Below are 18,604 nucleotides of genomic sequence, written 5' to 3'. Positions count from 1 at the left end.
GCATGGGGGGCGGCAGGTCATCCCACCTGGACCTCCTGTGATCTACGGCTGGTGCCGAGACGAGCGTACGACGGATATACCGCAGAACTCCTGCGTACGCTCGTCTCGGCCACCCAGCCTACCACAGGGGTCCAGGTGGAGATGGCCTACCGCAGGGTGGAGGGAAGCATCGATCTATTACGTAGGGCAATCAACGTAGAGAAGAACTTTGGAGATGGTCCACGTATGGAAAGCGGAGAGCAACCAATGGGTGGTCAAAATGAAACGGGCGCAAAAGTGTGCGGGCGTTGACACCCCTCAGAGCATTGGCAATGGCGGTACGGGCGCAGCTCCTGTTAGCCCAGGGTAATCTGGAGCATGCCATTGCCTGGGCAAATGCATCTGGCCTGTCCACCGAAGACGAGATCAGCTACTCACGCGAGCTGGAATACCTGATTCTGGCACGAGTCCGCATCGAAGAGGGACGCACCGACCCGGCAGGGCCGCTACTGCACGCTGTCCTGAGCTTGCTCTCCCGCCTTCTCAAGGACGCGGAGGAGAAAGCACGCATGGGCAGTGTGGTGGAGATCCTCATCTTGCGGGCGCTGGCTCTCCACGCAAGGCGAGATCAATCAGGTGCCCTCACCACCCTGGGACGTGCCCTTGCGCTGGCAGAGAGAGAGCATTATATCCGCCTCTTCATTGACGAGGGGACACCGCTGCTCACTTTGTTGCGTCAGGCACAGGAACGTGGCATAGCGCCTGACTACGTTGCGATACTTCTTTCCGCCTCCGGGGCAACAGCACTCGGCTTGCAGGCTTCGCCCCCTCCACGTCTGGGGGAGCTTGTCGAACCCCTCACCCAGCGCGAACGCGAGGTGTTGCAACTCTTAGCTTCGGGGGCCTCCAATGGCGAAATTGCGCATCGCCTCGTCCTGAGTCTGGGCACCGTCAAAAAATATGTCTCGAACATTACCGGGAAACTCGGGGTGCAGACCCGTACACAGGCGGTCATTCGCGCTCAAACACTCCGCCTCCTCTAGCAGAGTCTCGCTGGTACATGACCCGAAATATGGGCTCTATACCAGTGAGGCTCTACTCATCTTTTCCCTCCAAAACCAACCTTCATCATCCACTTTGGTCTACTGTATCCCAACCTCTCTCCGCTCTATACTCGGCACAGATCACGAAAACACGCTATGGCAGAAGTGACAAGGCGAAGGAGGGCACAACGATGACCATTTACGAATTCCATATTCAGGGACATCTCGATCAGCATTGGTCCGCCTGGTTTGAGGAGTTGACAATCACGTATCAAGAAGATTACACCGTGCTGCGCGGCCCTCTTGCAGATGAGGCCGCTCTCCACGGAGTGCTTATCAAAATACGTGATCTGGCTTTACCCCTGCTTGCGCTAAAGCGGGAGGACCTGGACGTTTCGCGCCAATCGTGAAGAAGCCTACCCACTCCGTTCACCGACGTAATCTCGAAAGGATCAGATATCATGAATTTCTCTCCCTCTGCGCTGCCTTCCCATGAAGATGCAGCTCTCACTAGCCTGAGTGCATCAGAGCTAGCTCGCCGCATTGCTGATGGTCTCATTTCCTCGCAGGAGGTCGTTGAGGCGCATATTCGCCGGATTGAAGCGGTCAATCCCCGTCTGAACGCAGTTGTGGTATCGCTTTTTGAGCAAGCGCGCGCTGAGGCCAGCCGCGCTGATCGTCTGCGTGAGCAAGGAACGCTTCTTGGTCCACTCCATGGCGTGCCCATCACGCTCAAAGAGCAATTTATGGTCTCTGGAACCCCAACCACGGTTGGTATTCTGCATCAGAAATCTCAGCCTATGGAGCAGGAAGGTCCCCTGGTGCAGCGACTTCGCCAGGCAGGGGCTATTCCACTGGGGAAGACCAATGTCTCACAACTGCTGATGTACCACGAATCTGATAACCCGGTCTATGGTCGCACAAATAATCCCTGGGATCTGATGCGTACTCCTGGCGGAAGCAGTGGAGGCGAGGCCGCTATTATTGCCGCTGGTGGCTCTCCTCTCGGCCTGGGAGGCGATTTCGGCGGCAGTATTCGCGTGCCTGCACATTTCTGCGGTCTCTATAGCTTGCTTCCCACTGCCAGAAGATTGACCCATCACGATACCGCCCCCCATGCCTACGTTGGTGGGCAGGAAGGCATTATCGCTCAGCCAGCTCCCATTGCTCGTAGTGTTGAGGATCTGCGTCTGGCGATGAGCATTCTGGCGGCTCCTGGCTTGAACGCGCTTGATCCATTGGTGCCACCTGTTCCCTGGCCCGACCCCACCGCCGTCTCTCTTACTGGCCTGCGTATCGGTATGTATACCGAGAATGGCATTTTTTCCGTGGCTCCGGCTGTCCGTCGTGCGGTGGAGGAGGCGGCGCAGGCCTTGCGTGCGCGTGGTGCGATCGTTGAGTCCTGGAACCCGCCCGATGTGGCAGAAGCGGTCCGGCTCTATGTTGGCCTGGTGGGCGCGGATGGTTTTGCAACCTATAAGCGCAATCTCGCAGGAGATCCCCGTGATCGCCGCATCAGCTTCAATATGCGGGTAAGCAGTCTGCCTGGGATCGTTCGTGCGCCACTGATAGGTCTGCTCAGGCGAAGTGGACAGGCTCACCTGGCGTCTTCGTTGCAGCACATTCGTGGCGCGTTATCGGTCGATCAGTACTGGCATCTGGTAGAAGAGCGCAATCAGTATCGTCAGCGTTTCCTGGCCGCCCTTGATGCCGAACGTTTTGATGCTCTGCTCTGCCCGCCGCACGCACTTCCAGCCCTGACCCATGGCAACAGTGGCACCTTAAATCCGACCAATGCCGGCAGCTATGCCATCCTTTACAATTTGCTTGGTCTGCCCGCAGGCGTGGCGCCCATGACCCGCGTGCGCCCAGGTGAAGAGAGCGAGCGGAGTGTTGGGAAAGATAGCGTTGAGCGGACAGCTCGTACCGTTGAGATGGGCAGCGCCGGTCTGCCGGTAGGCGTGCAGGTAGTGGCTCGTCCCTGGAGAGAGGATATCATCTTAGCGCTGCTGGCCGCACTGGAAGAGCATACAGGTATAAGCATGCCCGTTTCGGGAGATGCTCAACTATCATAGATGATACGTTTTCGGAAGGAAAGAGAAGGATATGTTTTCAGAACAGGAACGCGCATTTCTTCAAAGCCAGACACTGGCAAGGCTTGCAACAGTGGCGGTAAGTGGTCAGCCAGACGTTGATGCGGTCGGCTTTGGATTTGATGGGGAGCGCTTCTATATTAGCGGCTATGCCTTAGAGCGCTCACGCAAGTATCAAAATGTCGCCGCCGGGCACACCCTGGTCTCGCTCATCATCGATGACCTGCCCTCCGTTGAGCCGCTGGTGCCACGGGCGATCAAGATCCATGGGGAGGCTGAGATTGTCACCCTTGAGCAAGGATACCGAGGTCCTGGGATCTATATAGTCATTACGCCCAGAGTCTCCTGGAGTTGGGGCGTCGATGCCCCGGCCTTTCAAGATGGGCAGTTTGTCACCAAGAAAATCACCTGGCAATAAAGCAAAAGGGGTGTCATGATGAAAGCAGTTCGTATCATTCATTGGATCAGTAATATTGCGGGCACAGGAGCATTGGTGTTAGGGCTTTTGCACTGGTTCGCTAATATCAGTTTCCTTTCTGCGCATATGTTGTTCGGTTTTACGGTCACGCTGGCTCTGTTCGCCTTGAGTATCATTTTGCTCTTGACCAGAGGAATGAGGGTAGTTGGAACGCTGGGCATCATCTATGCGCTGATCATCCCGCTCTTTGGCATGAATCAGTTTCTGCTTCTCATTGGCGATTGGCATTGGCTCGTTCGGGTGGCGCACTTGCTGGTCAGTGCAGGTGCGATGGGGTTTGTGGGTATCATGAGTGCGCGCTATCTCAAGCGGAAGCAGGCTGAGGAAAAAGAGGCACCTCAGATGCCTACACTCCAGACCGCAAGATAAGGGATGCACTCCCAACGCAGCTATCTGCATGTGTGTTGGGAGTGCGTTGGACACCGACTCACATGATAGGGAATCTCCCGCTAATTTGATGAAAAATACTGACTGCTTGTTGAAAAGGCCAAGATATTAATAAGCTTTTTATGTCATCGGAAAAGCACTTCTGCTACACTTGCAGCATTACGAGAAATCTGCTAGGCGTGGATGACTTTTCATTTTGCAAGAGAAAGACCTATGGAACGATCCTGATTGATTTAGAGCGACGAGTGCTCATCGAACTCCTTCCTGACCGTGAAGCAACGACTTTAGCAACTTGGCTGCAAAATCATCCAGGGGTTGAGATCATCAGCCGCGATCGTGGAGGTCCCTATGCTGATGGGGCCAGGCAAGGAGCACCTCAAGCCAGGCAAGTTGCGGATCGGTTCCATTTATTGATGAACTTGAGTGAAACCATGAAGGGGTTCTTCTCGAACCCAGCAGGCGCAGCTCAAAGCTCTCGTTCAAAAGCCGCCTCAAGAGGTTTCTGAGGAAGAGGCCAAGCAACTCTCTCCCTGGTACGCTGGAATGAACAAGCGTCAAGAAGAGAAAAGCGAGCGACTTCATCAGGAGCAGGTCCAGCGCTATCACCAGATCCATGATCTGCATGCGAAAAAGGTGGATACAGCTAACATCGCTCGCCAAGTGGGAGTCAGCCGTAGAACCGTCTATTATTACCTGAAGATGACAGAGCCCCCAGCGCGTACTCGTATCAATCGCCAATACAAACCAGTCATTGCGCCATACAAGGAGTATCTCATCAAGCGCTGGAACGAGGGATGTCGGAATGCTCAACAAGTTCATCGTGAACTGAAAGAGCAGGGCTACACGGGCTCGGATCAACCGATTGTGCGCTACTTTGCTCAGTTTCGTACCAAAAAGGATGCCAGGAAATTCAAGCAAATTGATCCCCAAACCGCTACTCCGGTCAAAGCACCTCCGAAGCGCCCGCCAACTGCTTCCCAGGTGGCTCATTGGATTACCTTCAAAGAAGATCAGCGTCTGGATTGGCAGCAGCAGTACCTCATTCAACTGTGTGAGGCCGATCCACAAATCGCTCAAACGTATGAACTGATCCAAAGCTTTACGACGATGCTGCGAGAGCGAAAGGGCGAAGGGTTGGATACATGGCTCGCCCAGGTCGAAGCACAAGGTGTCTCTGAACTCAAGAGTTTTGCTCAGGGATTGAAAAAGATTACGATGCCGTGAAAGCAGGACTCACCTTGCCTTGGAGTCAAGGACCTGTGGAGGGCCATGTGCATCGGTTGAAGCTCACCAAGAGACAAGCGTATGGTCGGGCAAACTTCGATATCCTGCGCAAGCGGGTGCTACAATGCGCCTAGCCACAGGTCCGGAGGCGGACACATCTTCGAATCATCAAAAGTTCGGGAGAGAAGCCAACATGCTTTACGCCGTTGGGGAGCTCAAACTGGCAAAGCCCCTTGCCAGCTCCCGCGCCAGTTCTTACACTGAGAACAAAAGCGCAGGACCCGCGCAAACAACCTCGGCGAAAGGAGTGGCGTATGCAGTCAACCAATATCCGCCAGATCAAGGCGGCTATCTACGCGCTGAAAAAGGGCTTGATCTGGCTGGGAGAGAGAGATCTGCCTTGATCAAGCCCCACCTGGAGAGAGATGAGTGAACCAGATTGCCTTCAAGCAACGATGACAATATCGGTAGTATCTACTAATCGTCCTGGATAGCTGTTGAGCACCATGCCACTTTTTGACCAGACTTTTATCTTCTGCCCAGTTTTCAGGTTGCTTAATGGGGCGGGTTTGCACTCGTTTCCTTGTTGACGGAAAACACGTGTAGAAGAGTTTACCCCGACAATGAGATTCACTCCCGCCAGACTGGGATCAGAAGCCTGTGTCGAGTCGTGGATGCCGATGTCTTCTCTGATAGTGGACTGCCGTTTCCCCCCATCTAGCCGAACGATGGTACCAGAGGCAAAAGCTTGCTTGCTACAAAGAGAGGAAGCTGGCCCCGAATCGGACACAACGTTTTTAGCCAGAATGAAGCCTGCTGGAAGAGTGAACAAGAGTAGAACCAGGGTGAGTGGTATCCATACCTTCGGTGATCTGATGAGTCGCATCTGTGTGGTCCTCCTCATTTATCAGAAATATCTTCTTGATGAGAAAGACGTACGTGAATAAGGGAAAGTTCCTTGGGAGGCTCTGGAAATGTGGTTCCTCATTATGCTGTGGGTCATACCCTACCCGGTCGCGCCAAATTCAGGTAGGACGAGTTGCTCGGCCAGAGCAACGATCGTGCTTCGTCTCTTCCGTGGACCTGGCTCTAGACGCCGCAGAGCCAGGAGCCATTCGTGTCAGAGACCTGCCACAAATCTAATTGGGGACTGCGAAAACGCGTTTCCAGGCGACGCGGATTCGTGACCTCTGTGATCTGTTGATCGGGGGAAAGGCGAACCGAGTACAACGAGAGGGCCGTTGTCTGGTACTCAATTTTGAGCGTCCCATCGTAGACCCACACTGACACCTCTTCTCCGGCAAGTCCATTTTCCCCGAAGAGCCGCCAGTTCTTGAATTTGATATATCCATGCCGATCGAGATGGCGCGTAAATTGCGTGGCATACAAGATCCGCGAGAGCACCTCTGGCGGATACGTGCGCCCCAACACCCCACGGAGCACCTTGGATGGACTGTGCCGCCCGTCCTGGCGCTCGCGATGGGCGTAGTGGTCTTCTTGATTGTAGTTGGTCCACCAGGTCTGGTGGGCCTGCTGGATTTCCGCCCAGGTGCGCACGTTGGAAAACGCGTGGTCCGCTAGTGGTCTGACCACCAAAATTTAACAGGTTCAAAAGTCAACGTTCAAAGCCATCGTGCTAACGCTAACATGATGGCTTCTCCTTCCCAGCGTGGTTTCACGTCACCTCGGCGCAGAGCCGGAGTGGACAGATGTCGAACCTGGGCAAGCGAGAGCTTTCATCACCCACCCAAATCAAGACGCGCGCTAGGTTCGCGCCCTTTCAGCAGTCTAGGGAGCCCGCTCGACGCCTGAGTCCAGGATCACGAGATCGAGATGGCGAAGGTGCTCGGGGTCGGCGACCATAGTGATCTCGACGATCTTGCCGCTCTCGATCGTGAGATGGAAGACGAGGATCTGTTGTCCACGCTGGGCAACAGCTCCCACGGCTCCGTTCACCAGCGCTGGTTGTACTCCCCTGGCGCGCCCGGAGAACTGCCGGGCCACGGCTCTTGCCCCGCGAACTTCGCCTGGCGCGCCCCCAGACACGGCGGCATGGTCGGCCCGCAGGACCACATCCGGATCCAGCAGCGCGAGCAGCGCGTCGAAGTCCCCCTCGCGCGAAGCCTTGAGGAAGGCTTCGACCACTGCTCGGCTTCCTGGATAATCCGCTTCTTTTCCTCTCCCGGCCTCCCGCACTCGGCTGCGTGCACGGCTCGCCAGCTTCCTTGCCGCTGTCTCTGAGCGCCCGACAATGGGGGCAATCTCGTTGAAAGGCACGTCAAAGAGATCGTGCAGCACGAAAGCCAGACGCTCGGCGGGCGAAAGCGTGTCCAAGATGATCAGTAGCGCCTGGCCGACCGAGTCGGCCAACTCTATCTCTTCCTCAGGGTCGATCCTGCCCTGCCTTTCTCCGCCAGGTTCCGGTGCAACCAATCCGATGGGCTCCTCACGGCGCGATGTGCGCGAGCGCAACATGTCCAGGCAGATTCGCGCAACCACGGTCGTCAGCCATCCGCGCAGATTCCCGATCCCGCTCGTGTCGGAACGGCTGAGGTGGAGCCAGCCCTCTTGCACGGCGTCCTCTGCTTCGGGACGCGAGCCGAGCATGCGGTAGGCCACTGCCCACAGGCGGGGACGTTGTGCCTCAAATTGTGCGGCCAACCAGTCGTGTTCGTCCATTCCTCATCTTCCCTTTCGCTCATCGGTCACACTTCTTTAGTGTGTTCCGTCACTTTATTGACGGAAGAAATTCACGCAATGTGACCGGGAAATAGGCTCTCATGGAACGAGAGTGAGCGACACCGTCTCGATCGAAGTGGCGATGACCATTTCGGAATCTGGGATCGGCGTCATCGGACTCTGCCACTCACTCGGGTTCCTCCGTCGGTCACCTTCCTTCCTCGTCTTCCATCAAAGGAGTGACAAGAGCAATTCCCCCGATCTCATCGGGAGACCAGTTCGAAGTGGAAGATCGAGTGGGCAATATGGTCAATCAAGATCGAAACTGGGGCCATGAACGTCCAGGTTTTAGGAAAAGGAGAAATTATGAAGTACATGCTACTGCTTTACGGAAACACGTCTCAACCGCCAAACTATACCCCTGAAGAAGCGCGAGCCGCAATGCAAGGCTGGTTTGATCTGGTAGCGGAAATGAAAGCGGCCCAGGTGTATCTTTCGAATGATGGACTTTCCCCGGTCACCGACGCGACGACGGTGCGTGTCCGCAACGGCGAGACGATGACCACCGATGGCCCGTTTGCCGAAACGCCTGAGCAATTGGGCGGATACTTTCTGCTCGACTGCAAGAACCTCGATGAGGCGGTTGGTTGGGCAGCGAAAATTCCCTATGCGATGTTCGGCTCAGTTGAGATCCGCCCGGTGATTACCTACACCGAGGGGTGACAAGAGAAGCAATGCTCATCAGATTGGGAGGTGGCGGCCCGCCCGCCATTTCCCTGTCTGATGCCGATTTCCTCTCCATTTCTCTGCGCGCGCGTCGTGGGATGACTGCTGGAGGAAAACTCGTTGCACAACCCGTGGGAAGAACCGACAAGTGAGCAGCTTTTGAGGTGAAGAGTGAGCAATCAGCACGAAGCACTACAGTCGCACTTGTTGAGAATCAGAGGAGATCATTGACAGCAAAGAGCGCGACAATCTAGCGCGCTTCGATGTCAGATTGGAGCCTGGCAGCTGTGCGCTCCAGGTTGGCAATGGTCAAGCTCTCCGTCATGCCAAGATACTGCTTGTAGGTATGACGGCGGACACAACGAGAAGCCGACCAATAGCGCGTCTGTTGACCATCCTTGTATCCTCGATGCTCCGTAAAGCGCCCCATAGGCCCAACGAAACGGAAGGAGGAAAGGGTAGCCAACCAGTCAAACCACGCGCGCGAATTGGGTTCCAGATGCACCTCGCCTTCTTGCGAACTGATGATCACGTAGGTGCCCGGCGCGCTGTATTCGATCAGGGGAGGCATGCGAGAGCGAGCGCGTTGTTCAACGGGATGCAGAGGTCTCGGTACGGGCTGTGGACCAGGAGGTTCTTGCTCAACCCCAGGAATCGACAGTGCGGAGAGCTGCGTTCCCACCAGTGGTTGCAGGAAGGATTCTAGGGCTGTGAGACGATGCTCGACCGATCGCTCCCGCTCCTGGAGCAGCGCCAGCGTGAGCTGGGCAATCTGCTCCTGAAGAGTCACCACCTTGGTTTCCAGGGAAGCCAGCCTTTGGATCTGGTCCGCTTCCTGCATGTGGGAGGGGGGCAACGAGCAGGCGGTGGAGGCCGGTTCCCTTTCATTTTTAGGCGCTGAGAGGGCTTGCACTTGAGAAGGGACGAGAAGAGGAGAGGCTACATCCAACGGCCGAGATGCCTGGAGTGGGCGGCCATGCAGACTGGCTACCTGTTGCAGGTGTTCCTCCATCACACATTTAATTCGTGCATCCGTCGGATGGGTGGACAAGGGCACATGGGCCTCTTTGAGCCAGTGGTGGAGCGTCTTGGGATGAATGCCAAGCAGACGAGCACCGTCTGCGACAGGAAGAAGAGTCATATGCTCAGAACTCCTTTCGAGGAAAGAACAAATGGGAGACAACACGCGCACAAATTTCCTGGAAGTGCGGGAGTTCCAGGAAATTTGTGCGCGTGTCTAGGAAATGACACGCGCCAGGGCAAAGCCAAGAGCGTAGGAATCAGCCAGGATTAGCCGGCCTTCAAACGACGTTTGATGTGGTAAGAGCTCGCCGTGCTTTGGTGGCAACGACGCCACCACGACCAGGCAAGCACCCGGCGTGTGGACGAAGGCAAAGGCCAGATGAGCCGTGCGAGCAAATGGCGCACTTCAGGAATGGTCAAGGGAAGTACGGGAGGTTGGGTAGCAGACGCAGAAGTCGTAGGATGACCAGTGGGGAAACGCTCTGTTGCGCAAATTCCTGCAAGATAAGCAAGAGCCAACAGCACGAGTGTCATGTGCCGGTACCAACCGATGAAGCTCCGCACTTCGTAGTGGTCCATGCCGAGATCTTTGCCGTTTTCAAAATGTTCCTCAACATGCCATCTGGCGCCAATGGCCTTGACCATTGCTGGCAGGGTGGTTCCTTGCGGGGCAAAGACAAAGTAGTACGCTTTCTCAGATGGATCAGCGAGGCTACGACGAATGAGCAACCAATGTTTTCCATCATCCTCCCACTGGTGCAGCATGGGGATGATGGCCCAGTCGAAAAGTCTGGGGCCTTTGGTGCCTTCGCTCATTGACAGGTGCTGCCAATCCCCATCGTGAAGGACGGACGCTTCGACCAATGCTGCCTCTTCGCGTCTCCGTCCGGTCGGTATCTGGAATCCGATAGGTTCATTGCAAGCCACAGCCATCACATAGGGATACCCATGCGCTTCCAACCAGATACGCAGGTCCAGATTGCCACCGTAGACCGTATCAGCCACGACCCAGGAAATGGGGACCTGAGCCTGGAAAATCCGCTCGATCATCTTTTGAGCCAGTTGTGGCTTTGTCTGGAAGCGAACTGAGTCCGGGATGCCTGCGGCTCGACACCGATCGCGATCCTCACACCAGTCTAAGGGCAGATACAGTTCGCGATCAATCAGAGTATGTCCTTCGGCCGTCACATATGAGAGAAAGACTCCGACCTGGCAATTCTCGACTCGGCCCGTGGTTCCGCAATACTGCAGGCCAACGCCAGCTGATTTTTCGCCTCGCTTGGGAAAGCAGCTTTCGTCGATGACCAGGATAGGCGATTGCAAGCCCAGTTGTTCAAGCACATGCGTACGCAAATCATCACGTACGCCATCGGTGTCCCAAACGGCTTGCGAGAGCAGGCGTTGCATGCCATCAGGACGAGCTTCTCCGGCGTGTTCAGCTAATTGCCAGCCATTTTTGCGGGATGTTTCGCTCAAAATCCCTTGCAGGTAGGCCAGTACCCGGCGATGTGGCTCTGGTCGGGCAAAGCGCTGGGCGAGGCGCTCATGCAGACGAAAAAGGGGTTGGACCCAGCGACAGACATCGGCAGGGGTCGTCTTGGTTCCGGTGAAGGTGGCATGCTTGTTTCGCTTCATCTTCTTCTCCTTTTAGATGTCGCTATCTGATTTCAGGTTTCACACCTATAGATTGCCACATCTGGAAGAAGATAATGCTGTTGCTTTTCTTATACTTTTCTGGTTCTTATTGCTGAGTTAACAAGTGCGACTGTAGTGACGAAGAGAGAGCAACTCAACCATTGACGGCGGGAGAAAGCGCTCCAGAGGCAGATTGTTACGCACCATTTTTGGAAATTCGCTGGTTTTCGGGAATATTCTCTCATCCTTTTTACTTATAACTAGCAAGATGCTCATCTATCGAAAAGAGAGACAAAAACCGTTGGGCTGGCTGGCGATGAGAGGGTGATGAGCATCGTGTGAACTATTTTTGTTGATGCAATTGATATGAATAAAGGGAGGAATGATTGAACGATTTTGAGGCTTGGAATCGCCAAGTTATAGAGAAATTTCGTGCGAACGAAGGCAAGGTTGGTGGACAGACTGAAGGAATGCCTCTGCTCCTCCTTACCACAACGGGCGCGAAGAGCGGCAAGCAGCGTATTAACCCGCTGGCATACACAACTGATGGTGAGCGCCTAGTCATCATCGCCTCCAAAGGCGGCACACCAACCAATCCTGATTGGTATCACAATGTCGTCGCCCATCCCGATGTGACTGTTGAGGTCGGAGCCGAAACCTTTGAGGCCAGAGCCACCGTCGTAGAAGGCGCGGAACGGGATGAGTTATACGCCAAACAGGCAGCTATTATGCCCAATTTCGCCGAGTACCAGGCGAAGACCACACGCAAAATCCCGGTTATCGTACTGACACGCAAGTAGTAAATAAAACTCGATTTGCCGGTTCATTTGCTCGTATCTCGCATCTTTTCGCTGAAAAGATGCGAGATACGAGGCGAACCATTTTGCCGTGAATTTACATCAGTCGAGTGCCGTGATCCGCTCCAGAGGCGGCTTCTTTGGTTGTCAATAGCAGAGCTGCTTACTCTCCGTGCTGATTACTCACTCTTCACCTTAAAAGCTGCTCAACTCTACACGCTTACTACCACCTTCTCCACAGGAATTCTCAACCATCCTGACCTACATCCAAAACCAGCATACCTTTTCAGCCGAGTTCCCGTTCACACAGCAGCAACTCACTGAGGACATCACTGCCAAATTACGGCTCATGGCCGGATTTGGTGAATCAGCTCGTTTGCTCCTTTTTGCCGTAAAGTAAGAAAAAATGATATACTCCCTTTCATTAGAAACCTCTGGAGTGCGGTTTTGCTTGAGAAGCGAGGTTACGATGGAAGGGTCCCCATTTCTACTGCTGCCCAAAGGGATGCTCATCGATCAAATTCAGATCACCGAAACTGGCCTGCTCATTGCAGTGATCGCCACGCATCCGACGTCTCGTTGTCCTCTTTGTTCTGAAGTATCGTCGTCGATTCATAGCTTCTACCGCCGAAGTTTACGAGATGTTTCCTGCTGCGGGCGCCAGGTCCAGCTGTCCCTTACTATGAGGAAATTCTTCTGCAGCAATGCTCTGTGCTCGCGCAAAGTCTTTACCGAACGGATACCTCAGTTTGTTAAGCCGTGGGCGCGAATGACCCTCCGACTGTGTCAGGCGCTGCAATCCATCGGCCTAGCGACCTGTGGCAAAGGGGTGACCCGGCTCGCTGCTCGTTTAGGGGTTCTGTCAGAACTGAGGACACAGAAACGTATCAAAGTTCTACGGAAGGCTGGCTCCTGCTTGTCTCTTGCTATGAGGCTGCTTGTAGCAGGGTTTGTAAGGCAACAAACCGATTGAGGAAAACCTGTCGCCGTTCGGAGAGTGAGATCGTTTCTCCCATGAAGCGGTGCGGACGGAGATAATTCCGCAATCCGTCAAAGGCACAACAGAAACGTGATGCTGCTTCAAATGTCCCAAATCCGCGCATCGGATAGTACCGTTGTTTGATGCCACAGTGGTCTTGCTCCAACCGATTATTGAGATAGGCATTGGTTCGGTGCACGACCGCATTGCCAATCGTCTCGTGAACCGCACGTGGATAGGAGTCATGTCCATCGGTCGTCACCCGTTTTGGGGCGTGACCAACAGTTGCCACAGCCTGGCTGAAGAACCGCTTTGCCGCCTCCATATCTCGCTTCTCACTCAGACGTGAATCGACCAGATTGCCATCTCGATCAATCGCACGATACAGATAACACCACTTTCCATGCACTTTCACGTAGGTTTCGTCAACGTACCACGATGTTCCCGCTTGTCCACGTCGCTTAGCGCGCAGGTGCTCAGCAAGCAAGGGAGCAAAACGAGCTTCCCAGTCTCGAACAGCTTCATGAGTAAACACAAAGCCGCGTTCTAAAAACATTTCAGCGAGATCACGCAAGCTCAACTTGTACCGTAGCCGCCATACAACGACGAGGAGGATAATATCGGTGGGGTATTCGAGATAATTGAAAGGGGTCCCAGTCCGCTCGTTGAAGGTGCATCGGCACGCCGAACATCGGAACGTTCGATAGCCGAGCACGGTGGTCTTGCGTTGTTCTTTCGTTACAGGGGATGTGCAGTGTGGGCAGTTCATGCTTCCCTCCTCATAACGATGTGTGCATGTTCTTCATGATCAATGATCATCAGTGTACCACAAGAGCGATTTCTCCTCTCATTGTTCTCAGTTCTGACGCTTCCAAAAATTGAGCTCTTAAGTTTGGAAAGAACAGGACGAAATATATCTTTAGAAAGAGCCCTCGTCTTCTCCTTGTGATGGCTCAAGGCTTTCAAATACCGCTGTAACGGTAATTTGTGAACTCGGGAAATCGCAACTGATCTCAGGCGCCTATCCTGAGCAATTTGAGCTCAGATGATCAGTACGTGATGGGTTTAAAACGAGACAAAATCCTGAGTCCACAAACTACCGGTAGTGAAAGCAGGGTCCAGGGTCTCCAGGCAAAACATGCGCTGCGTATGGAAGATGAGACTCCCTTCCTCTCTCCTCCGGGTTTGTAGCTTTGTGGCAATTGGCACGGTGAGACGTGCATCAGGCCCGGTGACACAACCTGGCAGAAGAGGGGTCATGGCCATGGAGGTGCGACGTCGTTGTTGATCAACTGCTGGCATGCAGCGTAGCCGCACGAAAAACGCGTGCCTCCTTGCTCAGGAACAGGAGGCACAGGGCTCATCCCATTCTTGATGAGCACACGGAGTGAGTGGCCGTGACTCTGCTGATGTACGACTGGACACGCTGATGGTTTTTTCCATCTGAACACGGGAGGTTATGGCGATGCCTACCATTGAGGAAAACCGACAAAATTGGACGAATTATAGCTGGCCCCAGCAAGGCAATGAATGGTCTGGGTTCTGGGGCGGAACTGAGTTTTTGTGGTGGGGGACCTTGTTTCCTCGTATCCATGCCTTTGTCCCAACTGAGACGATCTTAGAAATTGGGCCAGGATATGGTCGTGTAACGACCTATTTAAAAGATCTGTGCAAAAGATTGATCGTTGTGGACGTCACGGAAGACTGCATTCAGGCCTGCCAACAACAGTTTGCGGCCAATTCCCATATTACCTATTATGTCAATGATGGCAAGTCTCTCGAGATGATCCCAGCGGAATCGATCGATTTTGTCATCAGTCACGATTCATTGGTGCATGCTGAGCGGGACGTCATCGAAGCCTACCTGAGTCAAATGAGTAGAATCCTCAAACCAAATGGGGTCGGCTTTCTGCAACACTCTCATGTCGGTGCCATTCCCCCTCTCTTTAGAAGCGTCCCTCCGCTACGAAAAAGACTGGCCAGGATCTGGCGCGCCGAAAGTATGACTGCTAGGTTGTTTCAGCAGTATTGTGAGAAGGCGGATTTGCAATGTGTGAGTCAAGAAATTATTAATCGGGCCACCAAATATCCGCTCCCGCATGACTGCTTTTCCCTGTTTGCTCGGAAACATTCTGTGTGGGCTCGGCCGAACCGTGTCTTTACAAACGTGCTTTTTTCATATGAGGCCTTGTATCTCACCAAATTAGCGAGTCTCTACGCTGCCTCCTCCTTTGAGGAACGGTATCGATTGCTGCACTTACAATGATAGCGGCTCAGGAGACGGACGGGTTCTGTTGCAAAAAAGTACGGAGGAAGCAAAGAAAGTGTGAATGCCCCTCTCACTCGTTTTTAGATTGCCACTCCAAAGAGCTTGGCAACCAGTGCAATCTGGCTTCTCACATCACCTTTTCCCACTTCGGGTACTTGCCCTTTCCGTATCATGTTCATCACCTCGAATCCTTGGAAGGTTCGCCAGGCCGTCTCAAACGAGAAAAAGCCCATTCTGGTTTCGTCAAGCGTTTGATGAAGCGATGATCTTGTTCAATCAGATTGTTGAGGTATTTCACCTGCCGCAATTCCACGTGCAGAGGCAGCACTCCAGCGGCTTTTAAGTCAGCAATGGCCTTGGGATAGGCCGCGTTCTTGTCGACGTTGATCAACCGAGGAACTGCCGTGGTGATGGGGTCAGTCGAAATCAGAGGTTGGGCGACAGGCTCTTCAATTGGATGATTTAGAGGAGCTGAACACGTAGAAACGTGCAGCGCTTTGTCGAAAAAGCGTGTGGCCGCCTCGGCATCGCGGGTTGGACTCAAAAGAAACTCCAGCGTGTTCCCCTGCGAATCCACGGCCCGATACAGATACATCCAAACTTTCTTGACTTTACTATACGTCTCATCCACTTTCCAGGAGTCGTTGCAGGCTTTCAGGTACGGTCGACAGCGTTTCTCCAGTTCGGGTGCGTAGCGCTGCACCCAGCGAAAGATGGTGGTGTGATCGACAGGCAGACCCCGTTCAGCCATCATCTCTTCCAGATCACGATAGCTGAGCGCATAGCGCACATACCAGCGCACGCACAGGAGAATGATTTCGGGCTGGAAATGACGCCATTTGAACGGGGTTTGCTCAATCATGATGAAGAACTCCTCTGCTCTGTTTCAAATAAGGAAGAGTTTATCATCACGCCTTCATTCTTGCAACATAACCGCAATCGTTCGGTGATCGACTGCTGGACGACCTGTCCATGCTTTTTGAGGCGGCAGCAAGGGAGACAAAAGATCCCAAATCTCGTCCGTTAACACGGGTAGACCTCGCAAGCGCATCGGCTCGCAGGCACCCGATGAGCACATGAACGGTGCCTGACGAGTACGGCGCTAGTAATGACATCGCTGTGCTCCTGCCTGGTGCTCTCGCCGGAAGCGTGACCAGCGCAGCCGCATCTGACGCACCTCTTCTGACTCTTGGAGCGCGCAGAACACACGGCGCACTTCGGCAACACTTACCTGGATGAGACCTTCCCCTCCCCCATTTTTTTTCCTGTGTATTGAGCTGGGCACGGAGCACGACAAGGACGGCATGAGCTAGCAGAGCCCACGAATTGCGCAACGAACTTGTTGAAGAGTTAATTTCTGATCTGGTGAGAGAAACCATGCGGAACTGGACGCTCCACTCCTGAGAGAGGCAGAAACAGGGGATGGAAGGTGAAAAGAGCAGAAGAGAAGAGAAATCGAGGCGCGGCCAGGAAAAGAGGCCATGAGGCTTCGCGCAGAGAAGCAAGCCAGTCCGAGGAGAGGGAACCTAAAGACTGCTGAGGGCGTGTTGTTAAGCTGTGGCCAGTCCGAGCAAGGTCGCCACGTTTTCTGGGATACCGAACAGCTTAAGAGTGATCCGACCAGCCGTTGGGGCTCGCGCGTTGCGTGCCAGTCGCTCTTGCCAACCGAGCCGATAATGCGCCCGCTGTGCACGGGAGAGAGGCAAAGGGGTGACAGATGGAGCGGATGGGAGAGCTGACTCCATCTGGACTTCCAGGCGTTGACCGTGCAGGTGGAGAAAGGCCCGTCGATGGTGCCGTCGGCTCCAGTCACGCCAGAGGACAGGAGCAGATCCTAAGGCCAGAGGATGCAACAGGGCACTGACCTGACGCGGCTTCTTCGTGGCGTGGCCTTGCCATTGACACTGCTCCCGCAGCGAGCAGGGCCGGCAACTGCGAATGCTGGCCGTATAGACCACGCGCAGACTCCCATCGGGTTCTCTGCGCCGCTCATGCGGGTGAAGACGCTGGTCTGCTGGACAGCGCAGTGTGCCATCTGGCTGGCGAAGAAAGTCTTGACCGGAGAAGCGACCCGTTTTCCAGGGCAAGCCCACCTGGGGAGAAGCATAGCCTGAGGGGAGAGGCGTGTGCGCTGGGACAATGAGAACGCTTGTGGTCTTTCTCCTCAAGGAGGCATATTTTTCAGGGAGCTGGCTACTGGGTAGCAGTTCGTCATGCATCGCGTGTGGTTTGCTCCAGGGGATCAAGACGGAAGGCGGGGCAGCGTGGTGCCGCCGCTGCGAAGGCCTCTGGATTGCCGGGCAGGTTGAGCAGCTTTTCGAAGTAGGCAACGCCGTGTGGAACCTGGCGTGGAAATTCGCGAAGAATTGACCCACGCTCTTCAACCGGCAGCTCGACCACAGCCACCTTCTCTTTCTTCCACCCACGCCGTAGCGTCCCCCAGCCAACTTGGCGGGCATTCTTGACCCACTGCGTCTCAAAGCCGGTGACCACATACCGCCGCCCATTCACGTGTAGCACGGAGACAGGAGTGCTGCGCATTTTCCCCGTCTTGCGGCCCGGTATGGAAAGAATAGACCAGGTTCCAAAACCAATGCCCAGATAGTTGAGAGCAATAATCAGACGATTAGCCACTTTGAGCCACTTCGGGAAGGTAGGTTGAGTGGACATATGTGCTCCTTCTCATACATTTGTCAGTGTTTCACCAGCGATCTGAGCCGCAATGATGCGTTCCCGCAGTCGCTGCGCCCACGCACGCTCTAACTCCCACTGCTCTGCGGCTGTTGCCATAAGATCGAGCGCCGAAGCCCTCAACATCTCGCTTGAAGTCTCGCGCTTGAGAGCATTTGTCTTCATATCCTGCGCTTCCTCTCGCAGATAGTGTGCGGCTGTCTGGCAGTAATACAGGTAATGGTCCACCAGGAAGAGCTGATCCTTGGGTGGAAGAAACTCCAGGTGCAGGGCTTTCAGGCGGAAGATGCGCTGATAGTTCCCTGGATTTGAGGTGGTATCCATCATGAGCTGGAAAAAGCGCTCCCTGCCCGCTGCGGTAATGGCAAAGACTCGCGCTGGCCGAGTAGGCGGAAATGGCACGAGTGCCGGGTCTCCCTGTTCAATCATCCCACTGTGCTCTAACTTTGCCAGCAGTCCCGAGAGCGATCCCCGACTGATCTTCTCCCACGGTCCCATGATGCTATTGGTGATATCTGCAATGAGGTAGGCATGCAACGGCCATCGCATCAACAAGGCCAGCACAAGCAATTCATACATAGTCATCCTCATTTCTATGAGA

General features: G+C 54.4%; 19 protein-coding genes and 3 pseudogenes. 11 read left to right on the top strand and 11 right to left on the bottom strand.

Annotation, left to right across the window (positions count from 1 at the left end; translation table 11 throughout):
- The first annotated feature begins 287 nt into the window (after window positions 1-287).
- From JMI88_RS39645 to JMI88_RS25280, 7 genes and pseudogenes are all read left to right on the top strand, one after another.
- Window positions 288-1,022, top strand: a complete 735-nt coding sequence (locus JMI88_RS39645; RefSeq protein ID WP_236023061.1) for a LuxR C-terminal-related transcriptional regulator — start codon at window positions 288-290, stop codon at window positions 1,020-1,022.
- Between the two features lie 191 nt (window positions 1,023-1,213).
- The gene (locus JMI88_RS25305) at window positions 1,214-1,432 is read left to right on the top strand and encodes a DUF8691 family protein (RefSeq protein WP_201364737.1); all 219 of its coding nucleotides are present in this window, start codon (window positions 1,214-1,216) and stop codon (window positions 1,430-1,432) included.
- A 51-nt stretch (window positions 1,433-1,483) separates the two neighbouring features.
- A complete protein-coding gene (locus JMI88_RS25300; protein WP_201364736.1) occupies window positions 1,484-3,097 on the top strand; it encodes an amidase in 1,614 nt (537 codons plus the stop codon).
- A gap of 31 nt (window positions 3,098-3,128) precedes the next feature.
- Window positions 3,129-3,533, top strand: a complete 405-nt coding sequence (locus JMI88_RS25295) for a PPOX class F420-dependent oxidoreductase (RefSeq protein ID WP_201364735.1) — start codon at window positions 3,129-3,131, stop codon at window positions 3,531-3,533.
- A gap of 15 nt (window positions 3,534-3,548) precedes the next feature.
- Window positions 3,549-3,962, top strand: a complete 414-nt coding sequence (locus JMI88_RS25290; protein ID WP_201364734.1) for an NfeD family protein — start codon at window positions 3,549-3,551, stop codon at window positions 3,960-3,962.
- A gap of 224 nt (window positions 3,963-4,186) precedes the next feature.
- Window positions 4,187-4,403: pseudogene (locus JMI88_RS25285) on the top strand (transposase); the annotation flags it as partial.
- Window positions 4,404-4,523: 120 nt separating this feature from the next.
- Window positions 4,524-5,338, top strand: a pseudogene (locus tag JMI88_RS25280) (ISL3 family transposase).
- Window positions 5,339-5,649: 311 nt separating this feature from the next.
- On the opposite strand, the gene JMI88_RS25270 reads toward JMI88_RS25280, so the two are convergent.
- The 3 genes from JMI88_RS25270 to JMI88_RS25260 all read right to left on the bottom strand — a co-directional run bounded on the left by JMI88_RS25270 (window position 5,650) and on the right by JMI88_RS25260 (window position 7,883).
- A complete protein-coding gene (locus tag JMI88_RS25270; RefSeq protein ID WP_201364730.1) occupies window positions 5,650-6,090 on the bottom strand; it encodes a hypothetical protein in 441 nt (146 codons plus the stop codon).
- Window positions 6,091-6,293: 203 nt separating this feature from the next.
- Window positions 6,294-6,800 carry a hypothetical protein gene (locus JMI88_RS25265; protein ID WP_201364729.1) on the bottom strand — a complete coding sequence of 169 codons (507 nt, stop codon included), beginning with the start codon at window positions 6,798-6,800 and terminating at the stop codon, window positions 6,294-6,296.
- A 192-nt stretch (window positions 6,801-6,992) separates the two neighbouring features.
- A complete protein-coding gene (locus JMI88_RS25260) occupies window positions 6,993-7,883 on the bottom strand; it encodes a sigma-70 family RNA polymerase sigma factor (protein ID WP_201364728.1) in 891 nt (296 codons plus the stop codon).
- A gap of 366 nt (window positions 7,884-8,249) precedes the next feature.
- Between JMI88_RS25260 and JMI88_RS25255 the strand changes: the two genes are divergently transcribed.
- Window positions 8,250-8,606, top strand: coding sequence for a YciI family protein (locus tag JMI88_RS25255; protein ID WP_201364727.1), 357 nt, complete (start codon window positions 8,250-8,252; stop codon window positions 8,604-8,606).
- Between the two features lie 253 nt (window positions 8,607-8,859).
- Here JMI88_RS25255 and JMI88_RS25250 read toward each other — a convergent pair whose 3' ends face one another.
- Window positions 8,860-9,750 carry a hypothetical protein gene (locus tag JMI88_RS25250; protein WP_201364726.1) on the bottom strand — a complete coding sequence of 297 codons (891 nt, stop codon included), beginning with the start codon at window positions 9,748-9,750 and terminating at the stop codon, window positions 8,860-8,862.
- A gap of 149 nt (window positions 9,751-9,899) precedes the next feature.
- Window positions 9,900-11,267 carry an IS701 family transposase gene (locus JMI88_RS25245; RefSeq protein WP_201364725.1) on the bottom strand — a complete coding sequence of 456 codons (1,368 nt, stop codon included), beginning with the start codon at window positions 11,265-11,267 and terminating at the stop codon, window positions 9,900-9,902.
- A 386-nt stretch (window positions 11,268-11,653) separates the two neighbouring features.
- On the opposite strand from JMI88_RS25245, the gene JMI88_RS25240 reads away from it, so the two are divergent.
- Both JMI88_RS25240 and JMI88_RS25235 read left to right on the top strand, forming a co-directional pair.
- Entirely contained in the window at window positions 11,654-12,067 is a 414-nt protein-coding gene (locus JMI88_RS25240; RefSeq protein ID WP_201364724.1) for a nitroreductase family deazaflavin-dependent oxidoreductase, read from the top strand.
- Window positions 12,068-12,470: 403 nt separating this feature from the next.
- The gene (locus tag JMI88_RS25235; protein ID WP_308438864.1) at window positions 12,471-13,037 is read left to right on the top strand and encodes a transposase family protein; all 567 of its coding nucleotides are present in this window, start codon (window positions 12,471-12,473) and stop codon (window positions 13,035-13,037) included.
- Here the strand turns inward: JMI88_RS25235 and JMI88_RS25230 are convergent.
- Window positions 12,991-13,812 (bottom strand): IS6 family transposase, encoded by an 822-nt coding sequence (locus JMI88_RS25230; RefSeq protein WP_201364722.1) that lies wholly within the window; start codon window positions 13,810-13,812, stop codon window positions 12,991-12,993. The two genes, JMI88_RS25235 and JMI88_RS25230, sit on opposite strands and share 47 nt — an antisense overlap.
- Window positions 13,813-14,108: 296 nt before the next feature.
- The gene (locus tag JMI88_RS25225) at window positions 14,109-14,360 is read right to left on the bottom strand and encodes a hypothetical protein (protein WP_201364721.1); all 252 of its coding nucleotides are present in this window, start codon (window positions 14,358-14,360) and stop codon (window positions 14,109-14,111) included.
- Between the two features lie 148 nt (window positions 14,361-14,508).
- Here JMI88_RS25225 and JMI88_RS25220 point away from each other — a divergent pair, with 148 nt between their 5' ends.
- Window positions 14,509-15,309, top strand: coding sequence for a class I SAM-dependent methyltransferase (locus tag JMI88_RS25220; RefSeq protein ID WP_201364720.1), 801 nt, complete (start codon window positions 14,509-14,511; stop codon window positions 15,307-15,309).
- Window positions 15,310-15,392: 83 nt separating this feature from the next.
- Here the strand turns inward: JMI88_RS25220 and JMI88_RS25215 are convergent.
- From JMI88_RS25215 to JMI88_RS25200, 4 genes and pseudogenes are all read right to left on the bottom strand, one after another.
- Window positions 15,393-16,174 (bottom strand): annotated as a pseudogene (locus JMI88_RS25215) (IS6 family transposase).
- A gap of 688 nt (window positions 16,175-16,862) precedes the next feature.
- Window positions 16,863-17,531: a hypothetical protein gene (locus JMI88_RS25210; RefSeq protein ID WP_201364719.1), complete on the bottom strand. Its 669-nt coding sequence runs from the start codon at window positions 17,529-17,531 to the stop codon at window positions 16,863-16,865.
- Window positions 17,524-17,982 carry a PNPOx family protein gene (locus JMI88_RS25205; RefSeq protein WP_201364718.1) on the bottom strand — a complete coding sequence of 153 codons (459 nt, stop codon included), beginning with the start codon at window positions 17,980-17,982 and terminating at the stop codon, window positions 17,524-17,526. The genes JMI88_RS25210 and JMI88_RS25205 overlap by 8 nt, the downstream gene beginning before the upstream one ends.
- A 12-nt stretch (window positions 17,983-17,994) precedes the next feature.
- Window positions 17,995-18,582 carry a PadR family transcriptional regulator gene (locus JMI88_RS25200; RefSeq protein ID WP_201364717.1) on the bottom strand — a complete coding sequence of 196 codons (588 nt, stop codon included), beginning with the start codon at window positions 18,580-18,582 and terminating at the stop codon, window positions 17,995-17,997.
- Window positions 18,583-18,604: the final 22 nt, after the last annotated feature.

Source organism: Dictyobacter formicarum (assembly GCF_016587435.1).
Note: the sequence above shows the minus strand (reverse complement) of the source record. Positions and strands in the feature narration are given on the sequence as shown.